This window comes from Streptomyces sp. NPDC026092, assembly GCF_040638605.1.
Classification (GTDB): domain Bacteria; phylum Actinomycetota; class Actinomycetes; order Streptomycetales; family Streptomycetaceae; genus Streptomyces.
In genome coordinates this window covers 135918-149221 of sequence record NZ_JBEZYN010000017.1, presented here as the reverse complement: position 1 = coordinate 149221, position 13304 = coordinate 135918, and the positions used below count along the sequence as shown (strand labels likewise).

Here is a 13304-nt window from a genome sequence, read left to right as displayed (position 1 = left end):
TTCTCCTCCGTTGTCGTGTCGATTCAGGACTGGTGGTGGTGCAGCCGCCAGTGTGCGGCCTGCACCACCCCTTGTGCCAGGGTCCTTGGACTCAGTGCTTGGCGGGCAGGAAGCCCACCCGCTCGTACGTCTGCGCCAGGGTCTCGGCCGCGACCGCCCGCGCCTTCTCCGCGCCCTTGGCCAGGAGCGAGTCCAGCGTCTCCGGGTCGTCCAGGTATTCCTGCGTACGGGTCCGGAACGGAGTGACGAAGTCCACCATGACCTCGGCCAGGTCGGTCTTCAGGGCGCCGTACATCTTGCCCTCGTAGCTCTTCTCCAGGTCGGCGATGCTCGTCCCGGTGAGCGTGGACATGATCGAGAGCAGGTTGGAGACGCCGGCCTTGTTCTCCGGGTCGAAGCGGATCACCGTGTCGGTGTCGGTGACCGCGCTCTTGACCTTCTTCGCCGTCGCCTTCGGCTCGTCGAGCAGGTTGATCAGACCCTTCGGCGTGGACGCCGACTTGCTCATCTTGATCGTCGGGTCCTGCAGGTCGTAGATCTTCCCGGTCTCCTTGAGGATGTACGGCGCCGGGATCGTGAACGTCTCGCCGAAGCGGCCGTTGAACCGCTCCGCGAGGTCGCGGGTCAGCTCGATGTGCTGGCGCTGGTCCTCGCCGACCGGGACCTGGTCGGCCTGGTAGAGGAGGATGTCGGCGACCTGGAGGATCGGGTACGTGAAGAGGCCGACGGTGGCCCGGTCGGCGCCCTGCTTGGACGACTTGTCCTTGAACTGGGTCATGCGGGAGGCCTCGCCGAAGCCGGTGAGGCAGTTCATGACCCAGCCGAGCTGCGCGTGCTCGGGCACGTGGCTCTGGACGAAGAGGGTGCAGCGCTCCGGGTCGAGACCGGCGGCGAGCAGCTGCGCGACGGCGAGCCGGGTGTTCGCGCGGAGCTCGGCCGGGTCCTGCGGGACCGTGATCGCGTGCAGGTCCACCACCATGTAGAAGGCGTCGTGGGACTCCTGCAGCGCGACCCACTGACGGACGGCACCGAGGTAGTTGCCGAGGTGGAACGAGCCTGCGGTCGGCTGGATTCCGGAGAGCACTCGCGGAGGACGCTGCATGGCGAAGCCATTCCCCTGAGGGTGGTGGTGGGCGACGGGCGGGCGTTCAGAGGCCATGCTCCACATTCTCTCAGGTGCGGGAGGCGATCCCGGACTTCCCTGGAGCCGGGAACCGATCCGGTTCGGCCGGTGTATTCAAGGTGTGAGGACGCTGGAGGGGGGCCGGGTCGTCGGAGACGAGGCAGAGGCCGCGGTGATCGCACGGGTACGCGCCGGGGAGCCGGAGGCGTACGCGTCGCTGGTCCGCGCGCACACGGCGGTCGCGCTGCGGGCGGCGGTGGCGTACGGCGCGGGCGCGGAGGCCGAGGACGTGGTGCAGCAGGCCTTCTTCAAGGCGTACCGGTCGCTGGGGCGCTTCAAGGAGGGGGCCGCGTTCCGTCCGTGGCTGCTGCGGATCGTGCTCAATGAGACGAGGAACACAGTGCGCGCGGCGGGCCGGCAGCGGGCGGTCGCGGGGCGGGAGGCGGAGCTGCTCGCCGCCGAGCCGCTGATACCGGAAGAGGCGGACCCGGCCGTCGCGGCCGAGGAGCGGGAGAGACGGCGTCAGCTGCTCGGGGCCCTGGACGGGCTGAGCGAGGACCACCGCCAGGTGGTGATCCACCGCTATCTGCTGGAGCTGGACGAGACGGAGACCGCGGCCGCGCTCGGCTGGCCGCGCGGGACGGTGAAGTCCCGGCTGAGCCGGGCGCTGAAGAAGCTCGGACTGGTGCTGGAGGGAGGTGAGGAGCATGACGGAGGAGAGGGACGGGACGGACGGGAGGGCCGGTGACGGGTCCGCGGGCAGGCGCGGGGCGGAGCTGTCGGAGGACCTGCCGGAGGAGCTGCCGGAGGAGCTGCGGGAGCTGGGGCGGCGACTGAAGGTGCCGGACGTCGGCGGCGAGACCATGGCCGAGCGGGTGCTCGCTCAGCTCCTGGCGGAGCGGGTGGAGACGCCGGTGCGGCGCCCTGTCCGCTTCGAGTCGCTGCGCGGCTCCCTGCGCAGGCGCTGGAAGGCGCTGCTCGCGGCGGTCTCCGGGGTCCTGATGGTCCTGGTGCTCACGCCTCCGGTGCGGGCGACGGTGGCGGAGTGGTTCGGCTTCGGCGGGGTCGAGGTCCGGTACGACCCCGGGGCGCGTCCGGCGCCGGGTGCGGCGGTCCCCGGGTGCGCCGACGGGGCGGTCCCGCCGGCGGAGGCCGGGCGCAGGGCGGGGTTCGAGCCCTTGATACCGAGCGCGCTCGGCACGCCGGACGCGGTCTCGGTGACCGGCTCGGCGGAGCTGGGGCGGGCGGTGATCAGCCTGTGCTGGCGCGGGAAGGACGGCCGGACGGTCCGGCTGGACGAGTTCCCCGCCCGGCTCGAGCCGGGCTTCGCCAAGCAGGTGCGGACGCACCCGGAGTGGGTCGACCTGCCGGACGGCGCGGAAGGCTACTGGTTCGCCGAGCCGCATCTGCTGAGCGTCCCGATGCTGGACGCGAGCGGGCGGACCTGGACCCACTCCATACGCACGGCGGGCCCCACGCTCCTCTGGACGAGGAACGCGGGAGCCCTGACCCTGCGCCTCGAGGGCGAGCCGTCCATGGAGGAGGCCCGCCGCATAGCCGAGTCGGCGGGCTGAGCGCCGGACGACTGCCTTTGGCTCAGATCAGCACCGGCGGGTCAGCCGACCGGGAGGCCCGGGGCCGGGAAGGCGGCCATCAGCTCGGCGACCTCGGCGCGGATCGTACGGAGCGCGTCCTCGTCGCCGGAGCCGGCGGCGGCGACGCCCCGGTCGATCCAGTCGGCGACCTGGGTCATGTGCGTGGTGTCGAGGCCCCGGGAGGTGAGGGAGGGGGTGCCGATGCGGATGCCGGAGGGGTCGAAGGGCTTCCGGGGGTCGTAGGGGACGGTGTTGTAGTTGACGACGATCCCGGCGCGGTCGAGGGCCTTGGCGGCGACCTTGCCGGGGACCTCCTTGGGGGTGAGGTCCATCAGGATCAGGTGGTTGTCGGTGCCGCCGGAGACCAGGTCGAAGCCGCGGGCGAGGAGCTCCTCGGCGAGGGCCTTGGCGTTGGCGACGACGGCGTGGGCATAGTCGCGGAAGGAGGGCTGGGACGCCTCGCGCAGGGCGACGGCGATGGCGGCGGTGGTCTGGTTGTGCGGGCCGCCCTGGAGGCCGGGGAAGACGGCCTTGTCGAGGGCCTTGGCGTGCTCCTCGCGGGACATCAGCATGGCGCCGCGCGGGCCGCGCAGGGTCTTGTGGGTGGTCGTCGAGATGACGTCGGCGTACGGGACCGGTGAGGGGTGGGCGCCGCCCGCGATGAGGCCGGCGATGTGGGCGATGTCGGCGACGAGGACGGACCCGGCCTCGCGGGCGATCTCGGCGAAGGAGGCGAAGTCGATCGTGCGGGGCAGCGCGGTGCCGCCGCAGAAGATCAGCTTCGGGCGCTCCTTCAGGGCCAGCTCGCGGACCTGGTCGAAGTCGACGAGCCCGTTGTCCTGGCGTACGCCGTACTGCACGCCGCGGAACCACTTGCCGGTGGCGGAGACGCCCCAGCCGTGGGTGAGGTGGCCGCCCATGGGCAGGGCCATGCCCATCACGGTGTCGCCCGGCTCGGCGAAGGCGAGGTAGACGGCGAGGTTGGCGGGGGAACCGGAGTAGGGCTGCACGTTGGCGTGGTCGACGCCGAAGACGGCCTTGGCGCGTTCGACGGCGAGGGTCTCGACCTGGTCGATGTTCTGCTGGCCCTCGTAGTACCGGCGGCCGGGGTAGCCCTCGCTGTACTTGTTCTGCAGGACCGTGCCGGAGGCCTCGAGGACGGCGGCGGAGACGTAGTTCTCGCTGGGGATCATCCGCAGGGTCTCGGCCTGCAGCCGCTCCTCGGCGCCGACGAGCGCGGCGAGTTCGGGGTCGGCCGCGGCGAGGGCGGGGTGCTGGACGGGGTGCTGGACAGGGGCGTTGCTGGTGGCGTCGGTCGCGATGTCGCTCATGGCGTTCCTCCGGGCGTTGCGGCGGCGGGTCCCGGAGCGGTGCGGCTCGGCGCGGCACCACACGGGACGGGGTCCTTGTGGTGCCCAGGCGGGCGGCACCGCGTGTGGTCTGCCGCGCACGGCTCCCCCAGGGTCGATTCCCCGTACGCCAGTCGCCGTGCGTGTTTCCACATTAGCGGGCGCGCCGTCGCTCAAGGTTTCTTCGTCCGGTATCCGAGCGACGATAGGAAAGGGAGCCACACCCGCCCCTGGCCGCAGGACGAACGGAGATCCCGTGTCGAGTACGCAAGACGCGATCGCTTCCGCGGAGGCGCACAGCGCGCACAACTACCACCCCCTGCCCGTCGTCGTCGCCTCGGCCGACGGGGCCTGGATGACCGATGTCGAGGGGCGCCGCTATCTCGACATGCTCGCCGGGTACTCGGCGCTCAACTTCGGCCACGGCCACCGCCGGCTGATCGACGCGGCGCGGGCGCAGCTGGAGCGGGTGACGCTCACGTCGAGGGCGTTTTACCACGACCGCTTCGCGGAGTTCTGCACCCGGCTCGCGGAGCTGTGCGGCAAGGACATGGTCCTGCCGATGAACACGGGCGCGGAGGCGATCGAGACGGCGGTGAAGACCGCCCGGAAGTGGGGGTACGAGGTCAAGGGCGTGCCGGACGGGCACGCGAAGATCGTCGTCGCGGCGAACAACTTCCACGGCCGGACGACGACGATCGTCAGTTTCTCCACGGACCACGAGGCCCGCGACCACTACGGCCCGTACACGCCGGGCTTCGAGATCGTGCCGTACGGCGATCTGACGGCGATGGAGGCCGCGGTCACCGCGCACACGGTGGCGGTGCTGATCGAGCCGATCCAGGGCGAGGCGGGGGTCCTCGTCCCGCCTGCCGGATATCTGCGCGGGGTACGGGAGTTGACCCGCGAGCGGAACGTGCTGTTCATCGCGGACGAGATCCAGTCGGGCCTCGGCCGGACCGGGCGGACGTTCGCGTGCGAGCACGAGGGCGTGGTGCCGGACGTGTACGTCCTGGGCAAGGCGCTGGGCGGCGGTGTCGTCCCGGTCTCGGCGGTGGTGGCGGACCGGGACGTGCTCGGGGTGTTCCGGCCGGGCGAGCACGGGTCGACGTTCGGCGGGAACCCGCTGGCGTGCGCGGTGGCCCTGGAGGTGATCGCGATGCTGCGGACGGGCGAGTACCAGCAGCGGGCGGCGGAGCTGGGCGAGCACCTGCACGCGGAGCTGGGGCTGCTCGTCGGCGGAGGCGCGGTGGAGGCGGTGCGGGGGCGCGGCCTGTGGGCCGGGGTGGACATCGCGCCGTCGCGGGGCACGGGCCGGGAGATCTCGGAGAAGCTGATGGAGCGGGGCGTGCTGGTGAAGGACACGCACGGCTCGACGATCCGGATCGCCCCACCCCTGGTGATCAGCAAGGAGGACCTGGACTGGGGCCTGGAACAACTGCGAGCCGTACTGGCGGGCTGACGGGGTCCGTCGGCGGACCGGTTCGGTCCGGTTCGTGAGGTGGAGGGTGGGGCAACTCGGGGCATTGACAGCGCAGTTGGTCTAGGCCAATGATGCCGCCATGCCGAGACCCCGCCCCCGCCGCGCGCTGCGCGGCGCACTCGCCGTTCTCGTCCCGCTCGCGCTGCTGGGCGCGTTCGCGGGCCCAGCACAGGCCGCCCCCAAGGCGGTCTGGCCCGCGCCCGTCCCCGTCGTCTCCCATGTCGAGACCACCGACCCGGTCGTCTTCATCACCATCGACGACGGCTGGTTCCACGACCCCGCCGCCGCCAAGATCCTCATCGACCGGCGGGTGCCCGCCTCGCTGTTCCTGCTCCCGGGCGCCTACTCGTACGACTCCGGCTACTTCCACGCGCTCCTCGACCACGGCCGCTCCCGGGTCGAGAACCACACCGTCAGCCACCCGGACCTCACCGGGCTCGACGCGGCCGGCCAGAAGGCGGAGCTCTGCGGCGCCCGCGACCAGCACCTCGCCGAGTTCGGCGACGGCCCGCGCCTGCTCCGCCCGCCCTACGGCACGTACGACGAGACCACCCGCACCACCGCCCGCACGTGCGGCGCGAAGGCCCTGGTGACCTGGACGTACGACCTGACCACCTGGGGCCAGTGGACCCCGCCGACCCCCACCCTGAAGGCCGGCGACATCATCCTGCTGCACTTCAACGAGACCCTGGAGCAGGACCTCACGCGCGCCCTGGCCGCCGCCGAGGCGGCCGGTCTGAAGCCCGCGCCGCTCAGGGAGTACGTACCCGATTAGCCGTCACCAGGACTCAGAGGATGACGTGCGGCAGGAAGCGGGCGTACTCGTCCGTTATCAGGCCCGCCGACTCCCGGATGCCGAGCCCCGCCGCCTCGTCCTCGACGACCCACGCGCCGAGCACCACCCGGTTGCCGTCGAAGTCGGGCAGCGGGGCCAACTCCTGGTAGCAGCAGGGATCCTCACGAAGGACAGGCGCGGAGCCGGGTTCGTGGACGGTGACGCCCGCGCCCTCGCGGCCGAGGAGGGGCTTGGCGACGTAGCCGCCGCGCGTGGCGAGTTCGCGCGGGCCGTCGAGGTAGGCCGGCAGCAGGTTCGGGTGGTCCGGGTACAGCTCCCAGAGGATCGCGAGCAGCGCCTTGTTGGAGAGCAACATCTTCCAGGCGGGCTCGATCCAGCAGGTCGTGCCCGTACCGCCGCCGTTGTCGAGGGTGTCCAGGACGTACGGCCCGAAGCGGTCGGTGGCCAGCCACTCCCACGGATAGAGCTTGAAGCAGCTGCGGATGAACCGCAGCCGGTCGTCCACGAACCGGCCCGAGAGCCGGTCCCAGCCGATCTGCTCGACCGACAGCGCCTCCGTGTCGAGCCCGGCCTGCTGGGCGGTCTCGCGCAGATACGCGACCGTCATCAGGTCCTCGCCGAGCTCGTCCCCCTCGGAGTGGACGAAGTGCACCGGGCTGCCGGGCGGCAGCAGCGGGGCCTGGCGCTTCCAGGCGTCAACGAGCCGCTCGTGCAGGGAGTTCCACTGGTCGGCGCCGGGGAACCGGTCCTCCATCCAGAACCACTGCGGGCTCGCGGCCTCGACCAGCGAGGTCGGCGTGTCGGCGTTGTACTCCAGCATCTTGGCCGGGCCCGTGCCGTCGTAGCGGAGGTCGAACCGGCCGTAGAGCGAGGGCAGTTCCGCGCGGCGGCGCCAGGACTCGGCGACGAGCGAGGCGAGCCGGGGATCGGTGAGTCCGAGGTCGGCGAACCGTTCCTGCTCGACGATGTGGGCGGCTGCCGCCAGGCACATCGCGTGCAGCTCCTCGACGACCTCCTCCAGCGCCTCGACCTCGGGCAGCGTGAAGGAGTAGTACGCGCTCTCGTCCCAGTACGGGCGCAGGGAGTCGTCGGGGTAGCGGGTCAGGGGGTAGACGAGCCCCTGCTCCTCCACCGTCTGCTGCCACCCCGGCCGGGGTTCGATCGTGTGCCGCCGCATGGTCCCTGTCCGCCCGTCCGCCCGCTCAGCCGCCGCTGGAACCGGAGCAGCCGAAGCCGCCGGTGTCCACGGCCTTCTTGTCGAAGCTGCCGCCGCTGACCTTGTTGTCGCTGACACTGCCGCCGTAGTAGTACGAGCCGCGGGCCGTACCGCTGCCGCTGCTCCCGCTGCCGTTGCCGCTCTCGCACTCGTAGCTCGGGAGCTTCTCGCGCGTCAGCGGGTCGACACACCGCTTGTCGGGCTCGGATCCGCAGGACGTGATCGTCGCCGCGAGCACCCCCATACCGCCGAGCACGACCGTGCTCGACCTCAGCCTGCGCATGAATCTGCCTCCCCATCCCGTGGTCGCGACCGCACAGTTTAGGCCGCTGTTCGAGCGGCCCCGCACTAGAGTCCTTTCGTGCTCTTTGGGATGATCTGCGCGCTGGCTTCCTCGGTCTGCTTCGGTACGGCGTCGGTTCTGCAGGCGCTCGGCGCCCGGGCGGCGACGCCCGGGACGGGCGCGGGCGTCGACGTCGCCCTGTTTCTGCGAGCGGTGCGGCAGTGGCGATATCTGGCCGGACTCTCGCTGGACGGGATCGGCTTCGGCCTCCAGATCGTCGCCCTTCTCACCCTGCCCATCTACACCGTGGGCGCGGCGCTCGCGGCCAGCCTCGCGGTGACCGCGGTGGTCGCCTCGTGGCTCCTGAAGGTCCGCCTCAGCCGGGTGGAGTGGACCGCGGTGGCCGTCGTCTGCGGGGGTCTCGCCATGCTGGCCGTCTCCTCGGGGACGGAGGGCCACAAGACCGGTTCGGACGCGCTGGAGTGGGCGATGCTGGTGACGGCCTTCGGGGTCCTCGGGGTCGGCATGCTGGCCGGGCGGCTGCCCGAGGGGCCGCGGGCGCTCGCGCTTGGCCTCGGGGCCGGGTTCGGCTTCGGGGTGGTGGAGGTGGCGGTCCGGCTCATCGACGGGATCGATCTGACCAACCCCGCGTTCTACGGGCTGCTGGTCGGCGGCGGGGCCGCCTTCCTGCTCCTGACGTCGGCGCTGCAGCGGGGGTCGGTGACGACGGCGACGGCGGGTGCGGTCCTCGGCGAGACGATCGGCCCGGCGCTGGTGGGGGTCGTGTGGCTGGGCGACAAGACGCGGGAGGGCCTGGCCTGGCTGGCGATCCTCGGCTTCACGATCGCGGTCGCGGGGGCGCTGGTCCTGGCCCGGTTCGGTGAGGCGCCGGTGCCCGAGGAGGCCAGGGCGGAGAGCCCAACGCCCTGAAGCACCCCGACATCCCGCGCGTCACGGCGTCGCCCGGCCATCCCGCGCGTCACGGCGCCGGCAGGACCCGGCAGAGGGCGGCGAGGGCGCCCGACCAGGCGCTGTCCGGGGGCGTGGCGTAGCCGACCACCAGGCCGTCCTGGGCCGGGGCGGTGTCCGGGTGGCGGAAGCGGTTGAGGCCGAGGACCGCGAGGCCCTGCCAGGCGGCGGAGCGCAGGGCCTCCGGCTCCTGGCCCGCCGGGAGTTCCAGGACCGCGTGGAGGCCGGCCGCGATGCCGCTCACCCGGGTCTGCGGCGAGTGCGCGGCCACGGCCGCCACCAGCTCGTCGCGGCGCCGCCGGTAGCGCAGCCTCATCGCCCGTACATGGCGGTCGTACGCCCCCGATTCGAGGAACTCCGCGAAGGTCAGCTGGTCCAGGGCGCTGCCCGTCCAGTCCATGTGGCCCTTCAGCTCGACCACTTCGTCCACGAGGCTCTCCGGCAGCACCATCCACCCCAACCGCAGCCCGGGCGCGAGGGACTTGCTGGAGGTGCCCAGGTACACCACCCGCTCCGGGTCGAGGCCCTGGAGGGCGCCGACCGGCTGACGGTCGTAGCGGAACTCCCCGTCGTAGTCGTCCTCCAGGACGAGCCCGCCCGAGGCTCGCGCCCAGTCGATCGCCGCGACCCGCCGGTCGGGGTGGAGGGCGCCGCCGAGCGGGAACTGGTGGGCGGCCGTCATCAGCACCGCGCCGACCCCCTTCATCCCGGGCAGCCCGTCGGTCCTCGTGCCGAGCTCGTCGTACGGCAGGGCGGGCAGCCGCAGCCCCGAGCGGGTCAGCAGCCGCCAGTGCTCCTCGAGCCCGTACGCCTCGACCGCCACTTCCCGCACCCTCCGCGCCCGCAGCACCTGCCCCATGAGGGAGAGCCCGTGCACGAACCCCGAGCAGATCACGATCCGTTCCGGCCGCGCGTACACGCCCCGCGCCCGCGCGAGGTACTCGGCGAGCACCGTGCGCAGCTCGATCCGGCCGCGCGGATCGCCGTACCCAAAAGCCTCGTTGGGCGCCGCCGTCAGCGCCCGCCGGGAGGCCTTGAGCCACTCGGCGCGCGGGAAGGAGCCGAGGTCGGGCATGCCCGGCTTGAGGTCGTACGTCGGCCTGGCGCGGGCCCTGCGGGCGGCCGCCGCCCCCTGCCGCGCGCCGCCCGGCCGGCCCTGCCCTCCCGGCCCGCCCGAACCGGTCCGGCGGCGCGGCACCGACCGCTGGGCGACCCTCGTCCCTGAGCCCTGCCGGGCGGTCAGCCAGCCCTCGGCGACCAGCTCGGCGTACGCGTCGGCGACCGTGTTCCGGGCGATCCCCAGGTCCGCGGCGAGCGTCCGGGAGGACGGCAGCCGTACGCCCGCCGACAGCCGCCCGCTGCGCACCGCCTCCCGCAACGCGTCCATCAGCGCCGCGCGCAGCCCCGTACCCTGCCCCGCATCGCGCAGGTCGAGGTGGAGGTCGGCGCCAAAAGTGGCCCACTCTTCTGCCATACGAATGGACCATACTCCTGTGCCATCCAGCTCGTACGGTGAGAGACATGACGACGACGACCACTGAATCCGTGAAGCCCGAGTACGCCCACGAGCACGCTCCCCGCCTCAACTTCGGCGAGCGCGTCCCCGAGTTCTACCGGGCCATGCTGCGGCTCGAGCAGGCCGCGGCCAAGGACATCGACCCCACCCTCTTCCACCTGATCAAGCTCAGGGCCTCGCAGGTCAACCACTGCGCGTTCTGCATCGACATGCACTCCAAGGATGCCCTCGCCGAGGGCGAGTCCGTGGAGCGGATCGTCCAGCTCAACGCCTGGCGCGAGTCGCGGCACTTCTACACCGAGCGCGAGCTCGCCGCGTTCGAGCTGACCGAGGCAGTCACCGTCCTCACCGACGGCTTCGTCCCGGACGAGGTCTACGCGCGGGCCGCCGCCCACTTCGACGAGACGGAGCTGGCGCGGGTCATCGGCGCCATCACCGTCATCAACGCCTGGAACCGCATCGCGGTGACCACGCGCATGACGCCGGGCCACTACACGCCGGGCCAGTTCAAGTAGGAAGCGGGCTTCAAGGAGAAGCGGGAACCGAAAAGCGCACCGCCCCGGCCGAAGCGGCCGGGGCGGTGCGGTGGTTTCTCTCAGGCTCAGATGAGGCCGAGCTCGCGAACGGCGTCGCGCTCCTCCGCCAGCTCGCGCACGGAGGCGTCGATGCGGGCGCGGGAGAACTCGTTGATGTCCAGGCCCTGGACGATCTCGTACTTGCCGTCCTTGCAGGTGACGGGGAACGAGGAGATGAGGCCCTCGGCGACACCGTAGGAGCCGTCCGACGGGATGCCCATGGAGGTCCAGTCGCCCTCGGCGGTGCCGTTGACCCAGGTGTGGACGTGGTCGATGGCGGCGTTGGCGGCGGAGGCGGCCGAGGACGCGCCACGGGCCTCGATGATCGCGGCGCCGCGCTTGGCGACGGTCGGGATGAAGGTGTCGGCCAGCCACGCCTCGTCGTTGACGACCTCGGCGGCGTTCTTGCCGGCGATCTCCGCGTGGAAGATGTCCGGGTACTGGGTCGCCGAGTGGTTGCCCCAGATGGTGAGGCGCTTGATGTCCTCGACCGACGCGCCGGTCTTCTGGGCCAGCTGCGACAGCGCGCGGTTGTGGTCCAGGCGGGTCATCGCGGTGAAGCGCTCGGCCGGCACGTCCGGGGCCGCGGCCTGGGCGATCAGGGCGTTGGTGTTGGCCGGGTTGCCGACGACGAGGACCTTGATGTCGTCCGCGGCGTGGTCGTTGATGGCCTTGCCCTGCGGCTTGAAGATGCCGCCGTTGGCGGCGAGCAGGTCGCCGCGCTCCATGCCCTTGGTACGCGGGCGGGCGCCGACGAGCAGCGCGACGTTGGCGCCCTCGAAGCCCTGGTTCGGGTCGTCGAAGATGTCGATGCCCTTGAGCAGCGGGAAGGCGCAGTCGTCGAGCTCCATGGCGGTGCCCTCGGCGGCCTTGACGCCCTGCGGGATCTCGAGGAGGCGCAGCTTGACCGGCACGTCCGCGCCGAGCAGGTGGCCGGAGGCGATGCGGAACAGCAGCGCGTAGCCGATCTGGCCGGCCGCGCCGGTCACGGTGACATTCACGGGAGTGCGGGTCATGGCGATCTCCGTAAGACAGCTGGCGGGTGGGGGTCCCTGCCCCGGGTGCTGGACAACTCTTCTTGATCGATCGGTGTCTCGACGTGAAGAGATATTTCCAGCGGTCAGGCTATCCGACCCGGGACGGGTCGAACCCCCACCCCCTTGTGGTCCGGCTCACTGCCACCCGACTGGGGTCAGCGACCGCCGGTGCACGTCCGGGTGCCGTTCGCCGGCGTCGCGCACGCCCGCGCGTCCGCCGCGTCCGTCGTCGCGACCATCGGGGTGTACGCGTCCGGATCCGCGCCCACGGTCACGTCCTGGCCGCTCCCGGCGGCGGTGACGTGCAGGGTGTCGCCGGGCGAGGCGCCGGTGACGCGCGCCCAGGCGGCGCCGCAGGTCCTGCTGAACCGCACCTCGACCTGCCCGGCGAAGCCGACCGGGGCGCGGGAGACGGTGGTGGCGAACGTGCCGCCGCAGCCCATGACTTCGGGGTCCTGGCCCGTACATCCGGCGCCCGAGCATTTCACTCCGGCGGGGAGGGTCGTCGCGCTCGGCCCTGCGCCGGGGGACCCGGGGGCGGTGGTGGGCGTACGGGTGGCCGCGCCGCCCCGGTCGTCGGTGGAGCCCTCTCCGCCGCCGAGGTCGGCGAGGAGGACGGCGGCGGTGACGACGAGCAGGGCGCCGAGGACGCCGGTGAGGAGCAGGAGTACGCGAAGGGCGGGGCGGGGGCGGGGTGCTGCGGGGGCGGCTTGGGGCTCCGGCTGCCGCGCGGGGGCGGCGCTTCCGGGACTTCCGGAGCTTCCGATACTTCCGGCTCCTCCGGCGCTTCCCGTGCTGCCGGTCGCGCTGTGGTGGCTGCTGACGCTGGTCTCCGTCGAGGCGTTCGCGCTGGGCGCGGCGTCGGTGGTGCCGGCGGCGGCCCCGGGGCCCTGCCCGGCGCCCTTCCAGGCGCGCTCGGCCTGCTCCCACTCCGCCGTGAGCCGTACGGGATCGGCGCCGGTCACCTCGGCGAGGGCGAGGACGGCGGCCCTGGGGGCGAGAACGCGGCCGTCGAGGAACCGCTCCCAGGCGGCCCGGCTGTAGCCGGTGCGGTCGGCGACGGCGGCGAGGCTCAGTCCGCTGCGGTCGACGAGGCGTCGTAACCGGCCCGCGAACTCGCGCACGCGCGGGTCGAGTTCGTCAGGCAGCGCCTGCCAACGAGGCATGTGCGGTTCCCCCTCGCCTCCTCGCGACCCCCGGAGGGATCCTCCCGCTCAGGATGGCAGCTTCCTGGGGCGGGCGGGAGTGACGGAGTTCCGGAATGGTCACTTCCGTGCCACAGCGCGCAGACGGACCTTGAACCATCGTTGGCACGTACATGACCCTCATAGAGGGACGGCGCCCGCCCTCCCACGGGGGAGA

At 72.3% G+C, this 13304-nt stretch carries 13 protein-coding genes and 1 riboswitch; of the genes, 6 read left to right on the top strand and 7 right to left on the bottom strand.

What is annotated here, in order from left to right:
* Window positions 1-91: 91 nt before the first annotated feature.
* Entirely contained in the window at window positions 92-1102 is a 1011-nt protein-coding gene (gene trpS, locus AB0F56_RS26225) for a tryptophan--tRNA ligase (protein ID WP_362013893.1), read from the bottom strand.
* Window positions 1103-1244: 142 nt separating this feature from the next.
* Between trpS and AB0F56_RS26220 the strand changes: the two genes are divergently transcribed.
* Together AB0F56_RS26220 and AB0F56_RS26215 are read left to right on the top strand one after the other, a co-directional pair.
* Window positions 1245-1871 (top strand): sigma-70 family RNA polymerase sigma factor, encoded by a 627-nt coding sequence (locus tag AB0F56_RS26220; RefSeq protein WP_362013811.1) that lies wholly within the window; start codon window positions 1245-1247, stop codon window positions 1869-1871.
* The gene (locus AB0F56_RS26215; RefSeq protein WP_362013810.1) at window positions 1831-2697 is read left to right on the top strand and encodes a hypothetical protein; all 867 of its coding nucleotides are present in this window, start codon (window positions 1831-1833) and stop codon (window positions 2695-2697) included. Before AB0F56_RS26220 ends, AB0F56_RS26215 begins: the two co-directional genes overlap by 41 nt.
* Window positions 2698-2738: 41 nt before the next feature.
* Here the strand turns inward: AB0F56_RS26215 and glyA are convergent, their stop codons facing one another.
* Window positions 2739-4049, bottom strand: coding sequence for a serine hydroxymethyltransferase (gene glyA, locus AB0F56_RS26210; RefSeq protein WP_362013808.1), 1311 nt, complete (start codon window positions 4047-4049; stop codon window positions 2739-2741).
* Window positions 4050-4124: 75 nt separating this feature from the next.
* A riboswitch (ZMP/ZTP riboswitch) is annotated at window positions 4125-4215 on the bottom strand.
* 108 nt (window positions 4216-4323) lie between these two features.
* On the opposite strand from glyA, the gene rocD reads away from it, so the two are divergent.
* Both rocD and AB0F56_RS26200 read left to right on the top strand, forming a co-directional pair.
* A complete protein-coding gene (gene rocD, locus AB0F56_RS26205) occupies window positions 4324-5529 on the top strand; it encodes an ornithine--oxo-acid transaminase (protein WP_362013807.1) in 1206 nt (401 codons plus the stop codon).
* Between the two features lie 100 nt (window positions 5530-5629).
* On the top strand, window positions 5630-6325 hold the full coding sequence (locus AB0F56_RS26200) for a polysaccharide deacetylase family protein (protein WP_362013805.1): 696 nt from the start codon (window positions 5630-5632) through the stop codon (window positions 6323-6325).
* A 13-nt stretch (window positions 6326-6338) separates the two neighbouring features.
* On the opposite strand, the gene AB0F56_RS26195 is transcribed toward AB0F56_RS26200, so the two are convergent.
* Both AB0F56_RS26195 and AB0F56_RS26190 read right to left on the bottom strand, forming a co-directional pair.
* The gene (locus AB0F56_RS26195; protein WP_362013803.1) at window positions 6339-7523 is read right to left on the bottom strand and encodes a glutathionylspermidine synthase family protein; all 1185 of its coding nucleotides are present in this window, start codon (window positions 7521-7523) and stop codon (window positions 6339-6341) included.
* 25 nt (window positions 7524-7548) lie between these two features.
* Complete coding sequence (locus AB0F56_RS26190; protein WP_362013802.1) at window positions 7549-7845, bottom strand: hypothetical protein; 297 nt, start codon at window positions 7843-7845, stop codon at window positions 7549-7551.
* A 78-nt stretch (window positions 7846-7923) separates the two neighbouring features.
* On the opposite strand from AB0F56_RS26190, the gene AB0F56_RS26185 reads away from it, so the two are divergent.
* Complete coding sequence (locus AB0F56_RS26185; protein ID WP_362013800.1) at window positions 7924-8775, top strand: hypothetical protein; 852 nt, start codon at window positions 7924-7926, stop codon at window positions 8773-8775.
* Between the two features lie 49 nt (window positions 8776-8824).
* Here the strand turns inward: AB0F56_RS26185 and AB0F56_RS26180 are convergent, their stop codons facing one another.
* On the bottom strand, window positions 8825-10288 hold the full coding sequence (locus AB0F56_RS26180) for a PLP-dependent aminotransferase family protein (protein ID WP_362013799.1): 1464 nt from the start codon (window positions 10286-10288) through the stop codon (window positions 8825-8827).
* A 47-nt stretch (window positions 10289-10335) separates the two neighbouring features.
* On the opposite strand from AB0F56_RS26180, the gene AB0F56_RS26175 reads away from it, so the two are divergent.
* Complete coding sequence (locus AB0F56_RS26175; RefSeq protein ID WP_362013797.1) at window positions 10336-10845, top strand: carboxymuconolactone decarboxylase family protein; 510 nt, start codon at window positions 10336-10338, stop codon at window positions 10843-10845.
* Between the two features lie 86 nt (window positions 10846-10931).
* On the opposite strand, the gene AB0F56_RS26170 is transcribed toward AB0F56_RS26175, so the two are convergent.
* Window positions 10932-11921, bottom strand: coding sequence for a malate dehydrogenase (locus AB0F56_RS26170; protein ID WP_362013796.1), 990 nt, complete (start codon window positions 11919-11921; stop codon window positions 10932-10934).
* Window positions 11922-12097: 176 nt separating this feature from the next.
* Window positions 12098-13108, bottom strand: coding sequence for a DUF2690 domain-containing protein (locus AB0F56_RS26165; RefSeq protein WP_362013795.1), 1011 nt, complete (start codon window positions 13106-13108; stop codon window positions 12098-12100).
* Window positions 13109-13304 lie beyond the last annotated feature (196 nt).